This is a genomic window from Nocardiopsis sp. NPDC006139, from assembly GCF_040614155.1.
Taxonomy (GTDB): domain Bacteria; phylum Actinomycetota; class Actinomycetes; order Streptosporangiales; family Streptosporangiaceae; genus Nocardiopsis; species Nocardiopsis changdeensis.
In genome coordinates this window covers 185,881-205,031 of sequence record NZ_JBEXTT010000001.1, presented here as the reverse complement: position 1 = coordinate 205,031, position 19,151 = coordinate 185,881, and the positions used below count along the sequence as shown (strand labels likewise).

The 19,151-nt window shown below is 67.7% G+C and carries 10 protein-coding genes; 6 read left to right on the top strand and 4 right to left on the bottom strand.

Annotated elements, in window-relative coordinates; genetic code table 11:
- Window positions 1–270 precede the first annotated feature (270 nt).
- The gene (locus tag ABZ249_RS00805; RefSeq protein WP_355255323.1) at window positions 271–1,062 is read left to right on the top strand and encodes a hypothetical protein; all 792 of its coding nucleotides are present in this window, start codon (window positions 271–273) and stop codon (window positions 1,060–1,062) included.
- Window positions 1,063–1,183: 121 nt separating this feature from the next.
- Here the strand turns inward: ABZ249_RS00805 and ABZ249_RS00800 are convergent, their stop codons facing one another.
- Window positions 1,184–3,058 (bottom strand): DUF2075 domain-containing protein, encoded by a 1,875-nt coding sequence (locus ABZ249_RS00800; protein ID WP_355255320.1) that lies wholly within the window; start codon window positions 3,056–3,058, stop codon window positions 1,184–1,186.
- Window positions 3,059–3,177: 119 nt separating this feature from the next.
- On the opposite strand from ABZ249_RS00800, the gene ABZ249_RS00795 reads away from it, so the two are divergent.
- Genes ABZ249_RS00795 through ABZ249_RS00785 form a run of 3 tightly spaced genes read left to right on the top strand, consistent with a single transcriptional unit; the run spans window position 3,178 to window position 6,777 of the window.
- Window positions 3,178–4,152, top strand: coding sequence for a hypothetical protein (locus tag ABZ249_RS00795; RefSeq protein WP_355255317.1), 975 nt, complete (start codon window positions 3,178–3,180; stop codon window positions 4,150–4,152).
- Window positions 4,152–6,059, top strand: a complete 1,908-nt coding sequence (locus tag ABZ249_RS00790; RefSeq protein ID WP_355255314.1) for a DNA/RNA helicase domain-containing protein — start codon at window positions 4,152–4,154, stop codon at window positions 6,057–6,059. The genes ABZ249_RS00795 and ABZ249_RS00790 overlap by 1 nt, the downstream gene beginning before the upstream one ends.
- Before the next feature lie 58 nt (window positions 6,060–6,117).
- Window positions 6,118–6,777: a hypothetical protein gene (locus tag ABZ249_RS00785; RefSeq protein ID WP_355255311.1), complete on the top strand. Its 660-nt coding sequence runs from the start codon at window positions 6,118–6,120 to the stop codon at window positions 6,775–6,777.
- On the opposite strand, the gene ABZ249_RS00780 is transcribed toward ABZ249_RS00785, so the two are convergent.
- The 3 genes from ABZ249_RS00780 to ABZ249_RS00770 form a co-directional block, all read right to left on the bottom strand.
- Window positions 6,728–7,912 carry a hypothetical protein gene (locus ABZ249_RS00780; protein WP_355255308.1) on the bottom strand — a complete coding sequence of 395 codons (1,185 nt, stop codon included), beginning with the start codon at window positions 7,910–7,912 and terminating at the stop codon, window positions 6,728–6,730. The two genes, ABZ249_RS00785 and ABZ249_RS00780, sit on opposite strands and share 50 nt — an antisense overlap.
- 442 nt (window positions 7,913–8,354) lie before the next feature.
- Window positions 8,355–9,803: a hypothetical protein gene (locus tag ABZ249_RS00775; protein WP_355255305.1), complete on the bottom strand. Its 1,449-nt coding sequence runs from the start codon at window positions 9,801–9,803 to the stop codon at window positions 8,355–8,357.
- Between the two features lie 85 nt (window positions 9,804–9,888).
- The gene (locus ABZ249_RS00770; protein WP_355256015.1) at window positions 9,889–10,056 is read right to left on the bottom strand and encodes a DUF397 domain-containing protein; all 168 of its coding nucleotides are present in this window, start codon (window positions 10,054–10,056) and stop codon (window positions 9,889–9,891) included.
- Between the two features lie 805 nt (window positions 10,057–10,861).
- Here ABZ249_RS00770 and pglW point away from each other — a divergent pair.
- Together pglW and pglX are read left to right on the top strand one after the other, a co-directional pair.
- Window positions 10,862–15,466 carry a BREX system serine/threonine kinase PglW gene (pglW, locus tag ABZ249_RS00765; RefSeq protein WP_355255302.1) on the top strand — a complete coding sequence of 1,535 codons (4,605 nt, stop codon included), beginning with the start codon at window positions 10,862–10,864 and terminating at the stop codon, window positions 15,464–15,466.
- 31 nt (window positions 15,467–15,497) lie between these two features.
- Window positions 15,498–19,142 carry a BREX-2 system adenine-specific DNA-methyltransferase PglX gene (pglX, locus tag ABZ249_RS00760; RefSeq protein ID WP_355255299.1) on the top strand — a complete coding sequence of 1,215 codons (3,645 nt, stop codon included), beginning with the start codon at window positions 15,498–15,500 and terminating at the stop codon, window positions 19,140–19,142.
- Window positions 19,143–19,151: the final 9 nt, after the last annotated feature.

The following is a 19,151-nucleotide window of genomic DNA, read 5'->3' as shown; positions in this document are numbered from 1 at the left end:
CCGTTCTTGGGACACACCGCGCCGACCCCGTGCCCGACGCCATCCAGTGCCGTATCCCGGAATCGCACCGGAACACCTTGATGTGGGAGGCACTGCGGAGAGGCCCGTTCCGTGGAGGCCGGGTGTCCGTAAAGCCCTACCGGGCAAGGGGTCCGTGCCTGCGCGGACACAGGAGAGTGGCCTTCGGCGGGGTACCCGGTACCGGCCCTCGCGGGGCACTGTGGGGACGGCTCGCCCGAGCCGGAGCCGTCTCCAGCCCCCGGAGGTTCCGTGCAGTCCACCCCTGAGCACAACAAGCGATGCGAGCAGGCCGTCAGGCCCACCTGTGTCTGCTCCACCTGCGGAACCAGCCTGCACGGGTGGTCCGGCCATCTCGAACGGGCCCGCAGAGGTGTGGAAGGGGTGCGGGAGCTGAGCGGGCCGGCCGAAGAACAGTGGCTCGAGCAGCGGCGACGCTTCCAGGAGAACCGCCGCCAGGCGCCCACCCGGTACCTGCGGCGGGCCGGTGGCGCGGTCGGCGTCGCCGCCCTGGTCTCCTGGCTCGCGGAACACGAAGGCACCGTGAACCGGCTGGAGAAGTTCGGCAACGCGATCCACCGGGACGTCTTCGGCGACGGGTTGGGTGCTTTCGCCGCACAGCAGTCGGACACGGACCCGGCCTACGCCGAGTACGGCCGGGAGGTGACGGGCCACTTCTGGTGCGCTCTGCTGGCCGCGATCGCCGATGCCCTGGACCGGGGCGCCGACCTCCTGGGCAAGGTGCCCGACGAGGTCGGCGCCGCGGTCCGGGAGCACGGCGAAGCCGCCGACTGGGGCCGGGCGCGCATCCGGCTGGCGGAAGTGGCGCTGCGCCTGCTGTGGCGGAGCGCGCAACTGCTGCTGGGCGCGGACCTGCCGTCCGCTGTTCTGCACCTGCGTGTCTTCGCCGTCCTCATCTGCCCGGACCCGGGCGGCCACCTCCGCGTCGCCCGCGACTGCCTCCGGCCCCTGGTGCGGGACACCGCGCGCGACCACCTCACCGCGGGCATGGACCCCGACTGGCTCTGGGGCGACAAGCCTTGACCGCACCCTCGCGGGGACCGGCACGGCTGGAACCGTCGAAGCCCAGGAACCCGGCTCGCCCCGGGGCGCCGGTACCACCCGAGGGCGGGCGGGGCGCGAGGCCCCGCCCGCCCGGCTGCGGTCAGACCGACGCCCCGATGAGCGACTCCAGGTACTCCTGGGTCTCCGGATCGGTGGAGAACAGCACGGTCTCCCGCATCCCCCGGGTGAGCAGGACCTTGTACGTGTTGCGGATGAGCGACTCCGCCTCCTGGTCGGTGGCCTTCCGGGACAGCGCCGGGTCGCGGTTGGCCTTGCGGTCGACCACCAGGTGGCCGTCGCGGAACACCAGGTCCGGTCCCAGGATCACTCCGGACCGGTCGTACTCGAACCCCTGCGCCGTGTAGACGCAGCCGACCTGGTCGAAACCGCCCTCCTCGGTCGCCCACAGGGCGCTGGGCGGTGCACCGGGCAGCCACGTCTCCAGCCGGCTGTTCCAGGGACGCTCCCACGCGCCGATCCGCACGTCGTTCGCCAGGGGCCGGTCCTTCTCGGCCTTGCTCCACGGCCAGCAGTAGCCGGCGCTGATCCGCGCCGACTCACCGGCATCGAGGAAGGAGCGCAGATGGGTCTCCAGCTCCTCGGGGGAGGGCGCGGTACGGAGGACGAAGTCCCCGTCCCCCTCCCAGGGGATCGGTCCGCCGGGGGCGAGGCCCAGTAGGCGTAGAACCCAGTGCTCGTAGCGGGCGCTGCCACCGCAGCGGAACTGCCCTGACAGGTCGACCTGGCTGACCTCCAACCCCATGGCCTTCGCGTGCTCGCGGATCGTCGCCACGGTGCCCATCTCTCCGGGGCGTACCACCTGGTGTTCGTCCAGGAGGAACACCGGGACCCGGGCCGCGGCCAGCAGCTCCTCCACCTGCGGGCGACCGGTGCGCAACTCCTTGCGGGTGTAGCGGTTCGCCGAGGTCTCCCGGATACGGTGCGCCTCGTCGCAGATCAGGACCTCGAACTGGTTCTTCGAGGCGTCCATGAAGCTGTTGAAGTACTTGAACATGTTCTGGACCCGGGGACTCCCCTTGCCCGCGACCCTGCGCATCGTCTTGGTGAACGCCTGCGAACCGGTGGCGTGCAGGGTGCTCACGCCCTTGCGGGAGAGTTCTCCGAGCAGGGAGAGCGCCACGACGCTCTTGCCGCTGCCAGGGCCGCCGCTGATGATGACGGCGGTCTTGCGGTCCTCTTCGTGGGCGCGCTCCACGGCGTGCAGGACGGTCTGGAAGGCGAGCTGCTGATCGTCGAGCAGGACGAACTGTGAACGGTTCTTGACCTCTTCGGCCGCCACACCCATCAGCTGCCTGCTGGGGCGGATCTTCCCGTTCAGCAGGCGGTCGGCCGCCTCAACCCCGGACTTGGGAGCCAGCCTGGCCTTGAGGAAGTCGAGGAACTCGCCGCGGTGCTGGGCGGTGAAGAGGCGACCGCCGTCGTCCTGGGGGAGGTCGAAGAGATCGCGCACGGCCGGGTCGTAGGCGTTGTGCAGGTAGGCCGCGCCGCGCAGCTGCTCGGCGGGGGTGTCGAGCGAGGCGACGAAGTCGCCGATGTACTCGCAGTACCGCCGTACCTGCAGGACCGGGTGGAGCTTGGCGCCGCCCGGCTGCCCGGGGACCAGGACCCTCGTCGGGTCGTCCTCCAGGGATTCGGCCTCGCTCCACTGCTTGAGCTCGACCACCACATAGCTGGGTTCGTCGGTCACCGGGTGCTGGCCGGCCAGGACGACGTCCACCCGCTTGCTGGTCAACGGCACCTTGTACTCGATGAGCATCTCCACCCCGCCCAGACCCGCGTCGACCAGATCGGTTGCCAGCGCGGGAAGGCTCCGCTCCCAGGATCTGACCTCCGAGGGGGAGGGGGAGCGCTTGGAGGTGTAGCGCACGTGTTCGGCGATCAGTTCCCCCAGTTTCGCCTCCAGGGGCGATTCGTGGGAGGACAGGGAGGACGCGGAGCGGCGGTAGGCCGTCAAGTCACACTCCAGGGGATTGTTCGCACAGGGCCGGGTGGAGCCGGGGTGTCTCAGGGACTTCGTACCATAGGGAACCCCTGCGACAGAGCCGATCCCGCAAGGGGTGGGGCGGTCGGACCATGGACGAGAAGAGGATCGTGGGCGAGGACGGCGTCACCGAGGTTTACGTGTACGTGGGCGAGAAGGGTGCCGCCAACCTGCGGCGGGGCATCGAGCGGTCCGTCTGGGGGTGGAAACCCGACACCGCCGAACAGAGGGCCCACCACGAGGTGCTCGCCTCGTTGAAGAAGGACGACCGCCTCTACCTCGGCCATCTGGGGCTCGGGAGGATCTCCGGGCCGGAGGCGCAGACCAGGACCGTGCCCGAGGTGGTGGTCGCCCGGCTGACCGGTGGCCTCTACCAGGACGACGCTCCGGTCTGGGACGACGACGTCTACCCCTACCGCGTCCGGTTGGTGGTCGAGGAGACCCTCCACGACGTCACCAAGGAGCACCCCCGCATCGGCCCGGAGGGTATCGAGGCTCTGCGCCGGTCGGCCTGTGCCCAGGGCGGGCCCTACCACCCGGAGACCCGGGAGTCCGTCATGGAGCAGGTCCTGGAGGAGGCCCTTCGGGAGCACGGCGGCGAAGAACGCCTCCTCGACTCGGAGGACCCGGCCGACCAGGTTCTGCTCGACCTGCCCCCGGTACTCGACGTCTCCGCGTACGTGCACGTCCGGGCCGAGCAGAAGAAGCTGCGCGCGAAGAAGCTCAAGGGTCGGACCGAGGTCCCCTGCGACCTGTGCGGGCAGACCCTGCCCAAGAGGCTCGTCCACACCGCCCACATCAAGCGCCGGAGCCGAAGCGACCACGCGGAGCGCACCGACCTCAACAACGTCATGTTCGCCTGCACCCTCGGCTGTGATTCCCTCTTCGAGCACGGCTTCGTGTACGTCGACGGGGGAGGTCGCATCCGTCCCTCCGCCAAGGCCGAGGGAGAGCCACTGAGCACCGCGGCGCAGCGCCTCGGCGACCGCTGCCTCGCCTTCTCCGCCAAGAACGCCGACTACTTCGCCTGGCACCGTCAGACCATCGCCGCAGTAGAAGAGAGCTGATGTCGCAGACCCCCTCCACCCCCTTCGACTTCGTGCACGTGGCCAGTGTCGGTGACACCGCGCGGGCCCTACAGCATCCCGGGTTCATCGAGAGATGCATCGCCGCATACCGAGAGGCCGGATTCGGAATCCCCGGGGAATCCGAGATCCGCAGCTGGCGTAACAGTTGGCCGCCGCTGCTCGACGCTCTGGTCAGGGCCGGACTTGAGGACCTGCGGATCTACCTCGAGTTCGGGACCCCGGAGGGGCACAGTCGGTTCGACGCCCTGCTGCTGGGGTGGACCTCAGCCGAGCGAATCGCCGCAGTGGTCGTCGAACTCAAGCAGTGGACTGACGCCAGACCCCTCCCACACGGTCAGGTCCACCTGCCCTGGGACGACAGCACCAAGATCCATCCCGTGCTTCAGGTCGCCGGGTACACGGCCTTCCTCAAACGGTGGTTCGACTCCCCCGAAGCACAGCTGGACGTGCGCGGGCTGGCCTTGCTCCACAACGCTACCGAAGCGCAGGTGGGGGCGATCGAGGATTCCTCGCTGGGACCGTACGTGCACCCCGTGCTCAGCGGAGAGCGGATCAACGGTGCGGCCGACGCCGATGCACTGCGCTCCCTGTTCCACTGCTCAGATGTCATAGGAGCGGACAACCGACTGGTGAAGGCGTTCGAGACGGCGTCCTGGAGACCGAACCGGCAGTTGCTGTCCATGGCGGCCGAGGCCATCGATCGCGATCCGGCCTTTGTTCTCATGGGAGACCAGCAGAGCGCCTTCTTGGGGATCAGGGCCAAGGTCGATGAGGCGCTTGCCAGTGGACGTAGGAGCATCGTGCTGGTGGAGGGTGGTCCGGGAAGCGGGAAGACCATCCTCGCCATGCGCTTGCTCAGGTCCTACATCGGCAGGGATCAGGATGGGCGGGTCCAGCGCAGGGCGCTCTACCGTTCTCCTTCCAAGACCCTCAACACCAACCTTCGCGAGGTCACGAGGGATGTCGCAGCGGCAAAGTCCCTCTTCGGCTACACCAGCGGTGCGGTTCTCGACACGGACCTGGTCATTCTCGACGAGGCACACCGGGTGAGCCGAGTGGATGGGGTGTTCGAAAGATATGTCATGAGGAGCCTGGCTCGCGTTCCGGTCGTGGTCATCTTTCTGGACGAACGCCAGAGAATCCGGCCTGATGAGGGACTTACCGGATGGGAAGTGCGTGATCTGGGAGAAAAGCACCGTATCGAGGTCACCGGTCACCGGCTGAGGGGAGGATTCCGGTGCAACGGTTCGCGAGAGTTCACCGACTGGGTGGACCGGCTCCTGTACGGCGAGCCCGTCGCATGGCGTGGGAAGGGCTATGACCTCGGCGTCGCCGACGACCCTTCACAACTCGAGGAGTGGCTGCGGGAATGTGTGGAGCAGGAACGTTCGGCGCGGATCGGCGCGGGTTTCTGCTGGAGTTGGTCGCAGCCCGCTCCCGGCCTCCAGTTGCCCGGTGTCAGCATCGAATGGCACGACGCGCATGAGGGTCACCCCCGACGATGGGCACGTCCGTGGAACCTCCATGAGGAGGAACGCACCGCCGACCGAAGCCGGGTCGTCAGACCCAAGAGCCCGTTCTGGGCGACGCACGCAGGTGGTGTCGACCAGGTCGGTTGTGTCTATACCGCGCAGGGGCTGGAGTACGACGACGCCGGGGTCATCATCGGTCCGGATCTGGTGCGCCGTGCCGGTCACTGGGAGGCGCATCCGGAGCAGAGCCGCGATCCCAGGATGAGGGGTGTGGGACCCGAGCTGTACCTCGAGCTCGCCCGGAACACCTACCGGGTGCTGATGACCCGGGGGATGAAGTCGTGCCGCCTGTACTCCACCGATGAGGAGACCCGGGAGTTCCTGAGATCACTCATGCCGACCAGCCGGGGGTGACGCTGTGAATCGTGGGGAACCCCGGACCCACCCGGGGTTCTCTGCGAGCATCGGTGGCATGGAACTCAAGCCTTCCCATCTCAGAACGCTCACCGGTTCCGCGGGTGTGCGGACCGTGGACCTGAGAATGCGCGACGGGACGGTCACGGCCCTCTACCACCCGGTCGAGGACCAGGCCCGGCTCCGTGCCGGTGGCCGGACCCTCGGCGCGCGACTGGGTGTCTACCAGGTACTGCAGGCGTTGCCCCTGGGGGAGTGGGTGGCGGTGGACGCTCTCACCGAGCGCGAGCAGAACATCCTGCCGGCCGTCCCGGTATGGGCCCGCAAGCGAGGGAAGCGGAAGGTTCTGCGCCTGGCGGACATGCCTCTGCGCTTGGATCTGCTCCTGGTCCGGGGAGGGAGCTGGCGCACAGTCCTGGGACGGGCCTGTGCGCTGGGAGCGGTCGCTCCCCGCACTGTTCTGTGTTCTCCGCTCCGGCAAGAGGAGGAGCAGGCCCGGTTGGAGGCCGCCTATCGCGGGGTGGGGCTCGCCGAGGTTCGGGAGGACGGCGTACGGCTCCTGGAGCGTCCGTCCCGGCGGATCCCGGAACCGATGGCCCCATTTCACTGGCGGCTCGCCGAGCAGGTGTTCGGGAGCATTCACCAGGGCTCGGACCGTGCGGAGGTATTCACCGGTACCAGGTGTTCCGTCGCTCGGGACGCCCGGCCCAGAACCTGAGATACGCGGGAGCGGCGAACACTTTCTCATACTCGGGCACATCCTTGTGGTGCCAGCTGTCCAGCCCGACGGCACTGTCGCACACCCGCCTCCAATATTCCCTCGCCCCCTCGGGGGAGGGCTGACGCGCGATTTCGGCCCACAATCGCGACCACACGGCCATGTTGTGCGCGTGCGCGTCCCGGGCGTCCACGGGGTCGAGAAATCCGGTCGGCGGTCGGCCACCGGAATACCGGTGGTGGTCATCGGCCCACTGCGCGCAGGCGGAACAGAAGCAGTCCCTCGCCTCCTCTCCCAGATAACGCGCCAGCTTCGCTCCCCGGATGTACCGCAACAAGGGCCGGTAGAGAACGTTCGGGCTGGAGTCCGAACCGCGCCAGGGGCGACTGCCCGGAGGGGCGGCATGCCGAGCACTGGAGGTGTCGCCGATCGAGGCGAACACGGCCCCGTGCACCATGGCGTCCACCGCGGCCAGGTCCGTACGCAGCAGTGCGATGTCGGAGCAGGAAGAGATGACCTGGCGCAGCCCCTTCGCTCGGATCTTCGATCCTGTCGGATTGTCCTTGTCTCCCAGAATGAGGGCTTTGGGTAGACGGCTCCGGTGCAGCAGGGAGATCAGGGTATCCGTGCGTTCAGTGAGCCATTGCGCGTCGATGGGAACGGCCAGGATCAGGGCGGGATCGGATGCCTCATCGGCTTGGGCGACCGCCTCCCTGAGTGCTTTTTCTCCATCTTCGTCGCATCTCAGATATCGGGTCGGGGTGAGGTGCAATCGGCGCCCGCCAGGTTGTGGTTCGGCGCTCTCAGGGCTCGGCCGAGGGGCTGGCACACCGGGGAGCGGGAGTTGATCGCTTCTGGTGAAGGGTGCCGCGGGAGTGGCGAAGTGCCTTTCATACTCCGAGGGATCCAGAACCGTGGGACATTCGGGGCAGATGTCCCTGATGAATGATTCCAGGTTCTCGACCGCCTTCGCTCCGGAGAAGACCACACCGCTGCGGTGCGCCGAGACTTGTTCCAGGGGTGCTTCGGTCGTGCCCCTGACATGGAGCAGGATGCGGCCGCGCACTGCGGCCAGCGGGTCGATCGGATGGGGATCGGTCGACGGGGACAGGGTCCGCCCGGGGGGAGTGGGCACGGCTTCACCTCATGGGGGTCCGCTACCTGATCACCCGGTGGTCTTCCCGGTTCTGCGTTCCAATTCGCCCGGTTGTCCGCTTCCGGTCACGTTCTGGCACATGGCTGGGGCTCATGGTGACCGTGAACGGTCATGAGGTACTCGGACGGGAGGGGCCACCGAACCGAACCCGGCTGCGGCCGTGAACGCGGGCGCGATGGCGTCCCTGCGGCCATTGCCGTCCTGCAGCTTCGCCGGCCTTCTTCGGTGCGCCTTCCTTCCCCGGAGCCGCTGACCTCCCGATCCCTGGAGACCGAAAAAGCGGTGGAGAGGGAAGTGGCCACACGGACCGGGCGGGCACCGAGGAGCCTCGCGGCTGCAGTGCTGTGCCGTGTCTCCCGGGGAAAGGGGAGTGGAGAGCCGTCAGCGGTTCTGGTGGGCTGGACGCTCCGCTGCAACCGGTTCAACGTGGGTTGGCGCGAGAAGCCTCTGCGGGGTCCACGTTGAGTACGTGGACGCCCTCGGCCGAGGAGACCACGATCGTGCCGTCGGGGGTGGCCAGAAGGTCGTATGCCTCGGGCGGGACCGACCAGGGGAGGTCGACCTTCTTCGGGTGGTCCGTGTCCAGGAACAGATGGCACAGCCGCCCTGGAAGCTCCTCCGAGGAGGCCCGTTCCTGGACGAGGACGGCGACCGGACGTCCGTCCCACTCGGTCACTCGAGACACCGCCACCCACGGAACCCTTTTCGTGAACACCGGCTCCAGATCGGGCAGGGTGACGATGTCCCCGGCCTCGGCGAGGTAGGTGTGCCCGGCCGTGTGAGCGATCTCGGCGGCCCGGCCCTCGGGGACCCCCGTGTGGAGACTGACCTTCCCCACCCAGGAACCGTCATCCGCCCGCCGTACGTGGATGAAGGGTTTGTCGATGACGCTGAAGTCGTCGGCCTGGAACTCGACGACCTCCTCGGTGGTGGGACATGCCAGATAGCCGTGCTGAAGGGTGAGGCGCTCGCTGATCTCCCGGTACCGGTAGTGGTCGAAGGCCATGTCCGGGATCGGTTCGCCGACGGTCAGGTCCACAACCGAAACCCAACGGTGGTACGGCCCCCTGTCGCTCTCCTCATGCAGAAAAAGCAGGTCGCGGCCACGGTGGTGGCCCAGGGCCAGATCACACACGACATGGAACCGTTCCTCCGTCCCCGTGCGGGGTAGGGGGAAGATCTTCAGAACGGCCCCGTCGCGCACATCGGTGATCTTCAGGGTTCCGGAGGTGATGGACGCCAGGACGGGGGCGGGGCCGAGTGAGGGAAGGCCCACCAGGTGAACTGGGAAGCCGAAGGAGTTCACGGGACCCAGAGGACGGAGACCCGCCAGGTCGAAGGGGACCGCGAGCCAGTCGTCGGTGAAAAGGCCGGGTCCGGACTCGGCCTCCACACTGGCCAGCAAGGTGTCCTTGACCAGTTGAAGGCGTGCTCCGTTCCAGCGCTCGTCCAGCAGACGGATCTCCTGCATCGGGCCTTCTGTCGGTTCGGTTCTCCCGCATGCTGAGGGAGAAGGGCAGGGTCGGTGGACCCGGGTGACCTCGTGTACCTCAGTGGAGACCAGATGGTCCTCCAGATCCGGGGCCATGGTCTCCCGCTGGGGAGAGCCCCGGTAGACGCGGTTGCGCTCGGCGAAGCCTTCGGGGCCGTCGTAGGAGATCTCCCCGACGAGGCGGTCGCGCTCCCGATCGATCCAGACAGCACCGGGGGAGACCCCGAAGCCCCGACGCGGCGGGACGATCTCCTCCTGCCACCGCCGGACCCACTCGTCGAGCAGACCCCGTGGACGGTCTAGGTGCGGAGTTGCGTGGTGACGGTCATGGCGGTGCCTTTCCGATGGTGACGTCGTGGTCGAGCACCAGTACAGCATGCCTTCCCCGTGGCGAACATGTTGAGAAAGCACTAACGCCTCGGCCGGGGGGTGACGGGGTGCTGCGTCGGGGAGGCTTCGAGTGTTACGGCTGCCGGATACGGACGGGACGAGGAAGGCATCCCACTTCGCTGTGGGAAGGGAGAGGGCCGGCGGTGGTGTGCTTGGAGTTCCGGACGACCGCCCCGCAAGGCAGATCGGCGACCTCCGCACAGTTCTGGCCGATCCCGCTGTAACTGCTCTTCTGGAACACCAGCTTGTCGATCACCGTTCGCTCTTCAGGGGTTTTGCGACCCCAACGATCTACGCCGCGACCGTCCCCCGCGTCTGCGAAACGCGCAAGTTCCCCTGTTCAACCTCGCGCGCATGGACGCACCGGTCGAGTTCGGCTGCCGGAGGTGACCCTGCGGCTGGGGGAACCGGTGCCGCAGCGGTGCCGCCACTACTTCACCCCCCACGCCCGCTGCCGCCGCTGCCGCGGCGGAGCCCGCAGGTCGGCCCGTTCTGCCCGTCCTGCGCGCGCCCCTCCTGCCGGACTCTGCGCGCTCAGCGCCCACCTCTGATCGGAGGCCGCCGCTCCGAGTACCGGTGGGAGCATGCCTTCGCCGCCGCCCTCCAGGCGAAGCCCCCGCACCTGGTCGTCTGGTTCGGTGAGTCACCGGCTTCTTACCGGGGCGTCTCCTCCACCGGCCTCGCCGGAGTGCCCGGTCTCCGGACCCTGACCCTGACCCGGGTGCTGGAACCCGTGACGACGCGCTGCTGATAGTGCTGGAATCGGGATCGGGCGTGAGTGAATGTTCCCTCACGGCCGATCCCGTCCCAGGCGTCAGACTCACCCGCGCGAACGGTACGCCGGAACCTCCGTGGCCGCCCCTGGCGCAGCGACCGCCTTCGCATCCGCGCCGGTAGGGCCGAACGAGGACGTTTCCGCAGAGAGGCGCCCGGTTCGGGACTCTTGGCCTTTCTGGAACGACGTACTGCTCCGATAGCCTCCCCCTTTAGGATGTTCTCGGGCGCAATCCCTCATGCGCCCCCGAGGTGACGAGACGGAGCGGCGCATGCGCGAAGGCCGGTGGACGACCGTCACCGAGTCGGATTTCGACCACGAGCACCGCGGGCTGCAGACCATTCGCGAGAAGCTCCCCGACAGCGGTGTCTGGCACGCCTGGTCGAACTTCACCTTCACCGCCAACAGCGGCCACGTTCGCGAGGTCGACCTGCTCGTGCTGTCCCCCAGCGGGCTGCACATGATCGAGCTGAAGAACTGGCACGGCAGCGTCACCACCGAGTACGGCACCTGGGTCCAGACCAGGCCGAACGGGGGCAGGCAGCCGCACGGCAACCCGAGGCACCTGGTGGAGCAGAAGGCCAAGGAACTGGCCGGACTCCTGAGGCAGAAGGGCGTCCAGGGCGTCTACGTGTCCGGCTCGGTCTGCTTCACGGACTCCTCCCTGCGGCTGCGGCTGCCCGCCAACGACCAGAACGGCGTTTATTTCGTCGACGGCCTGCTGGAGATGCTCCACCGCCCTCCCTACGACGTGAAGAGCCGGATCACCGGCCCCCGCTGCACCCAGGTCACCAACGGGCTGAAGCAGGTGGGCATCCACCGCAGCGATGCCCAGTACAAGGTGGGCCCCTACCTGCTGGACCGCAAGCCCTTCGACACCGGCCCCACCTGGGTGGACCACATCGCCCGCCACACGGACCTGGACGAGCAGGTGCGCGTGCGCGTCTACCTCGTCGAGCGCGGCGCCAGCGCCGCGATGAGGAAGTCCGTGGAGAACGCGGCCCGCCGCGAGTCCGACGTTCTGAACCGCTTCCAGCACCCCGGGGTCGTCCGGTTCAAGCAGTACGACCCGTCCGGCCACCGCTCCGGCCCCGCCCTCATCTTCGAGCACGACCCCAGGACGCTCCGGCTGGACGAGTACCTCATCCGGTACGGCGACAGGCTCGACATCCTCACCCGGATGTCGCTGGTGCGCCAGCTCGCCGAGACCGTGCGCTCGGCGCACTCCCGGCGCATCCACCACCGCACGCTCTCCGCCCACGCGGTCCACGTGGCCCCCGGGCCGTCCCGGGGCGACGGCGAGGATGCCCGCTGGCTCGCCCCCCGTCTGCGGATCTCGGACTGGCAGGTCGCCGTGCGCCACAGCGGGCGCGAGGACACCCGGCGGTTCGCACCGACCTCGCTGTCCCTGGGGCACGTCTCCGACAGCGCCGACGCCTACCTGGCACCCGAGCTGAGCGCCAGCCGCCCCGACCCCGTCCACCTCGACGTGTACGGCCTGGGCGTGCTCACCTACCTGCTCGCCACCGGCCGGGCCCCGGCCGCGAGCCAGGCCGAGCTGCTCGCCCGCCTGGAGGCCGGCGAGGGGCTGCGCCCCAGCGCCGTCGTGGACGGCCTGTCCCAGGACATCGACGAGCTGGTCCAGGCCGCCACCGCCTACCGGCCCGAACAGCGGCTGTCCAGCGTCGACGAGTTCCTGGAGATGCTGGAGTACGTCGAGGACGCCCTGACCACGCCGGGCACTTCCTCGCACGAGCCCGAACAGGATCCGCTGGAGGCGTCCCAGGGCGACGTCCTCGGCGGACGCTGGGAGGTCCAGCGCCAGTTGGGCACCGGTTCCACGAGCCGCGCCCTCCTGGTCCGCGACCTCACCGTGGACCCCCAGGTGAAGGGGGCCCGCCCCCTGGCCGTGCTCAAGGTGGCCCTGTCCGACAGCCGCGGGGAGATCCTGGCCCGCGAGGCCGAGATCCTCGGCACGCTGCGCGCCCACCAGGGCATCATCCGCCTGGTCGAGCCCGAACCGCTGACCCTGGGCGGGCGCACCGTCCTGGCGCTGGAGTACGTCGGCGACGAGCGTCCGGACGAGGACCGCACCTCCTCCCGGGGCACCCCCCGCCGGCGCGAGGAGACCGTGGCCCGACAGCTCCGCGAGGGCGGACGTCTGAAGGTCGACCAGCTGTACTCCTACGGCGACTACCTCTTCGGCGCGGTGGACTCCCTGGAGAGCGAGGGGATCTGGCACCGCGACATCAAGCCGGACAACATCGCCATCCGGGTGCGCCCCAACCGCACGCGGGAACTGGTCCTCATCGACTTCTCCCTGGCCGGATACCCGGCCAAGGCCGTCGAGGCGGGCACCGACGGCTACCTCGACCCGTTCATCGGCGGGCTCAAGCGCTCGGTCTACGACAACCACGCCGAGCGCTACGCCATCGCGGTCACCCTGCACGAGATGGCCTCGGGCGAGCTGCCCCGCTGGGGCGACGGCAGTGTCGTTCCCGCACAGACCGATCCCGAGGAGTGGCCCCACCCGCAGATCGCCGCCGAGGCCTTCGACCCCGCAGTCCGCGAGGGGTTGGAGAAGTTCTTCCGCAAGGCCCTCCACCGCGATGCCGCGCAGCGCTTCGGCGACCTCAAGCCCATGCGGGACCGGTGGCGCAAGATCTTCCTGGACGCGCAGAACAGGCCGTCCTCGGGGCACCCGACCACCATCCACCCCGCGCTGACGGGAACGGCGTCGACCGGCGATGCCGCCCAGTCCCTCGACGGAGCCCCCGCTTCGGTGGTTCCCGAGGCCGAGCCCCTGACGACCGAGCAGCAGCGCGACGAGCTGGCGCGGGCGGCCACCCGGGAGACCCACCTGTCGGCCGCCGGACTGAGCCCGATGGCGGAGTCCGCCCTGTACGACCTGAGCATCACCACGGTCGGCGAACTCCTCGAGCACAGCCAGCGCAAGTTCCTCAACGCGCCCGGCATGGGGGCCAAGACCCGCGGTGAGATCCAGCGCCGCCAGCGCGAGTGGGGCGAGCGGCTGCGGCCGGCCGCGGACTCGCCGCTCACCCCGGAGGGCCGCAGAAAGGCCGCCGAGGAGCTGGGAAGCGACCTGGAGTCGGCGCTCGCCGACCGCCTCGTGGAACACGACGGCTCCGCGCCGCTGCCGGGCGAGGCCCTGCGCTCGGTCAGCCTGGACGCGCTGGCCACCCTGTTCGTGCCCAAGCGCAACAACAACGGGTCCAACGGGAACACGGTGGAGACGGTCCGCCTGCTGCTGCGGCTCCCCGACGAAGAGGGCGTGCTGCCCGGTATCGCCGTCTGGCCGCGGCAGAAGGACGTCGCTGAGATCGTCGGGCTCAACCCGGCCAGTGTCTCCCTGTCCCTCAAGGAACAGCGCAAGCGCTGGAAGGGGCTGCCGGCCTTCCAGGCGTTGCGCGAGGAGGTCATCGACCTGCTCCGGGAGCGGGGCCGGGCCGCCTCCGTGGCCGAGGTCGCCGATGCGCTGATCGTCCGCCGCGGTACCCGCTTGCGGGGGCGCGATCGCCGCAGGGCGCTGGCCCTGGCCGCGGTGCGCGCCGTGGTCGAGGCGGAGCAACTGGTCCCGGAGGAGGCGGCTTTCCTTCACCAGGCCAACCGCAAGGCGGCGGACGCCGACATGAGCGCCGGTCTACTGGCCCTGGAGGTCGGGGAGGACGAGGCCCCCGACACCCCGTCCGCACCGGGCCTGATCGACTACGCGGTGCGCCTGGGCCGGGCCGCCGACCGGCTGAGCCAGCAGGACACCCTTCCCACCACGGCCACCGTGCTCGCGGAACTGGGTGCGGTGGACCCGCCCCCGGGCAGGGTGGAGTGGAACGAGCGCCGACTGGTGGAGATGGCCGCCGCCGCCTCGACCAACGCGGCGGTGACTCCGCGCCTGGAGATCTATCCGCGCGACCTGTCGCTGGTGCGGGCCCTGCGCCTGTCCCAGGCCGGTCTGGTGCGGATGGTCCCCGACCTGCCCTGGGCGGACCAGCCCGGCCTGCCCCCCGGCGAGATCCACGAGCGGGTGCGGGCGCGGTTCCCGGAGCTGGTGGACGCCCGCGGGCGCCGGGAGCTGCCTTTCGACGGGCCCCTCACCAAGGCCCTGAAGGACGCCGGTTTCGACCTGGTCCTGGCCACGCGCGAGAACACCGGGACCCTGCGCTACCTCCCGCCCAAGGAGTCGGCGGAGTCCAGCTACCTGAGCATGGGCGGTCGGCGCCGCAGCACGCGCGTCGGCGCCTTCACCCGCTACGCCGACGACCCGCAGATCGCGGACGCCGCCGCGGCGGAGGAGCACCTGGCCGCCTCCGTGCGGCGGGACGGGTTCCGGGTACTGACGGTGCGCACCGGGCTGAGTCCGCTCGCGGTGGCGGAGCTGTCGGAGACCGGGGGCCGGTTCGCGGCCGAGCAGGTCTCCGTCACGGCGCTGTTCCTGGAGGCCCTGCACGCTCTGGTGGACCCCAAGCCCAAGCCGAGCTGGGAGACGATCCTCAAGGCGGACGCCGCTCCGGTGGGCTCCAACGCGGCACGCAGATTCGCCGAGTATGCGACCACTGCCTGGGGTCGGGTCGAACCGAGGCTGCGCGAGCTGCTGACATCGGGGACGGGTGCGAGCCTGCCGCCGGTGCTGATGACCGATACCGGTGTCTTCGCCCGCTACGACGCGATGGACGTCCTGCACCGGCTCGCCGAGGTGTCCCGGCAGGGCGCACGCGGGCTGTGGATGCTCTGCCCGCAGGACGACCCCGCGCGCGAACCCCGCCTGGGCGGGGTTGCCGTGCCCTACCAGGCGGCACTGGGCGAGTGGGTCCGGCTGTCGGACGCATGGGTGAACAACCTGCACCGCTCCGGCGGATGACGATGGACGACGATTTCGGCCCCGGGGAGCAATGGCACCCGGGGCCTGTAGAAGCACAAGATGGGGGAGGGGCCGCGTGGTCGACCACAAGGCGTTGCTGAACGATCTGAAACGCCAGGTCAAGGAGGCCGAGACCGACCTTGCCGCGCAGGTCAAGGCACTGCCGGAAGTGAAAGACCGCCTGGATGATGAGTACCGGCGGGCGTTCCGGCTCAAGCGTACGGCGGCCACCTGGAACTCCTGGCTGGACGAGCGCATCACCCAGGCCGCGGCGGCGTGGGTGCTGGCCACGGTGTTCGTGCGGTTCTCCGAGGACAACCGGCTCATCCCGGAGCCGTACCTGGCGGCGCCCGACATCGAGCGCCGCGACCTGGCCGAGGCCCGGTACGGGGCGTATGTGGAGACCGACGACGACCCGACGTACCGGGGGTGGCTGGAGCGCGCCTTCGCGGAACTGGGCGCGGGGCAGGTCGGCGGGTTGCTGTTCCACCCCGACCACAATCCGCTGTACCAGATCCCTCTGTCCCACGACGGCGCACGCGCCCTGGTGGAGTTCTGGCGTGAGCGGGACGCGGAGGGCGTGCTCGTCCACGACTTCACGGACCCGTTGAACGAGGACGGGACGCAGGGGTGGGACACCCGGTTCCTGGGGGACCTGTACCAGGACCTGTCGGAGAACGCGCGCAAGACGTATGCCCTGCTCCAGACGCCGGAGTTCGTGGAGGAATTCATCCTCGACCGGACGATGGACCCGGCGGTGCGGGAGTTCGGGTACCGAGAATTGAAGATGATCGACCCGACGTGCGGGTCGGGGCACTTCGTGCTGGGGGCCTTCCGGCGGCTGGTGAGGCTGTGGGCCGAGGGACAGCCGGTCATGGACGCACACGAGCGGGTACGGGCGGCGCTGGACTCGGTGCACGGGGTGGACATCAACCCGTTCGCAGTGGCGATCGCCCGGTTCCGGTTGCTGGTGGCGGCGATGGCAGCGGCGAACATCCGGACGTTTGTTGAGGCAGGTAGGTACGATTGGCCGATCCACTTGGCGGTGGGAGATTCACTAATCCAGGATCGGCAGCTCGAACTGGATCTCGAAACCGAGGAAAATGGAGAGTCACTGGCATCATTTTCTTATGCCACGGAAGATGTTTACGAGCATAGGGACATTCTGAAGCCCGGGCGATACCACGTGGTGGTGGGAAATCCTCCATATATTACAGTTAGAGATAAAAATCTCAACGATTTGTATCGGAAGACTTATGACGCTTGCTCGGGGTCGTACGCTCTTTCTGTTCCTTTTGCGCAGCGTTTCTTTGAATTGGCCAAGCGTGGAGGGGTGGATGGTTTTGGGTATGGCATGATTGGTCAGATCACTTCAAATTCCTTCATGAAGAGAGAATTTGGGACGAGATTGATCGAAGAGTTCTTTGCTCATAGGGTGGAGCTTGTCGAGGTTGTCGATACCTCGGGAGCTTATATCCCTGGTCATGGGACTCCGACTGTCATACTTGTGGGTAGGCGTCGAGCTGGTAAAGGTCGTTCGTCAACGATTAGGACTGTTCGAGGAATTCAAGGTGAGCCTTCTGTCCCAGAACGGGCTGAGGGTGGCCTGGTCTGGTCGGAAATAGTTTCTCACATCGACGATCCTGGTTTTGTGGGGAACTGGGTTTCTGTAAATGATCTTGAGCGTACCCGATACTTTGAAAGGCAGCCGTGGGTTCTCGTAGACGGAGGATTGGAGGTTGTCGAGCAGGTAGATTCCTCTTCGCGTGGCACACTAAGTGATAAAGTTGAGGCGGTAGGAAGGACGACACACACGGGTTTGGATGACGCCTTTTATGTTCCGCTAAGCACTGTTAAGAATAGGAGTCTAGAAAATTCTTTTGTGCCCGTAGTTCTTGGGGATGGCGTGAGAGATTTCTGTGTAAAATCTCCAGGCGCTTACTTCTTTCCCTATGGGAAATCTGGGGATCCTCGTGCTATCTCCCAGAAGGAGGAGGAATTTCTGTGGCCAAATCGGCTGCTTCTCCAGCGCAGAGTTGATTTTGGTCGCACTCCTGAAGAGCGAGGGCTCCGATGGTATGACCACAGCATGTTCTTTCCTAAGCGATTTCAAAATTCTTCGGGTATTGCGTTCCCGGATGTTGCAACACATAACCATTTTTCTTTTGATGAAGGTGGAGGGGTTTATAACCGCACTGCGCCAGTCATAAAATTGCGCAAGGGTGTGAGCGAAGAAGAATGTATGCAGCTGCTGGGAGTATTGAATAGTTCCATTGCTGCCTTTTGGCTTAAGTTGCGTTGTTATCCTAAAGGTGGCGATCCGATTGGCAATGACGGGGCTCGAGTTAGTTCTCTTCCTTGGTCGGATCGTTATCAATTTAATGGGGGCAACGTTGAGCTTTTCCCGCTTCCTATTGAATTTCCGTTGCAGATCCCCGTTTTGCTCAGCAGGCTTGCTCAAAAAATTTCTTCCATCTCCCCTTCTGCTCTAATCGCTGGGGGCACTCCCAGGGTTATTGGTCTTCGTGAGGCGCGGGTAGAGTGGGGATCCCTCCGGAGGCAGATGATCTTCCTCCAGGAAGAACTGGACTGGCAGGTCTACTCCCTTTACAACCTCCACGACGAGGATCTGCGCACCCCCGAATCCGTGGACATCAATGAGATCTCCCTCGGTGAGCGCGCCTTCGAGATCGTGCTCGCCCGCAAGGTCGAAGCCGGTGAGGCCTCCGGTGAGTGGTTCACCCGCCACGGGTCCACCCCCATCACCGAGATCCCCTCCCACTGGCCAGAGGAGTACCGTCAAGTCGTCCAGAAACGCATCGACGCCATGACCTCCTCCCGGGCCATCGGCATGGTCGAGCGCCCCGAGTACAAGCGCCGCTGGGCCACCGAGGGCTGGGACTCCCTCCAGGACAAGGCGCTGCGCTCCTGGCTGCTGGACCGGATGGAGGCCCGCGAGCTCTGGTTCGACGACAACGACCTGCCCTCCCTCAGCACCCTCTCTCAGCTCGCCGACGCCCTCTCCCGCGACGAGGACTTCTCCTCCGTCGCCCGCATCTACGCCCCCCGCCAGGAACTGGCCGACCTCGTCGCCGACCTCATCACCGACGAGCACGTCCCCTTCATCCCCGCCCTGCGCTACAAGCCCTCCGGCCTGAAGAAGCGCGAGGACTGGGAGCGGACCTGGGCGCAGCAGCGCGAGGAGGACGCCGCACCCGACGAACCCGCCAAGCGGAGGATCCGGGACAAGATCAAGGTCCCGCCCAAGTACACCTCCGCCGACTTCCTGCGTCCTACCTACTGGAGGGCGCGGGGCAAGCTCGACGTGCCCAAGGAGCGGTTCATCTCCTACGGCTCGGCCAACACCGCCACCCCCCACCTGTACGGCTGGGCGGGCTGGGACCACCGCGAGCAGGCCCACGCCCTGACCGCGTACATCGCCACACAGCCCCTGTCGGACGAGGAGATCGCGCCCTTCCTGGCCGGGCTGCTGGAGCTCCAGCCCTGGCTGGACCAGTGGCACGGCGAGTTCGACCCGATGTTCAGCGGTTCCCCCGCCGGATACTTCGCCGCCTACCGGCAGCAGAAGCAGGGCGAGCACGGACTGACCGACGACGACCTGAGGGCATGGCGACCGGCCGCGGCCACCCGCGGCCGCCGAACGACGAAGAAGTAGCCGCGGCGG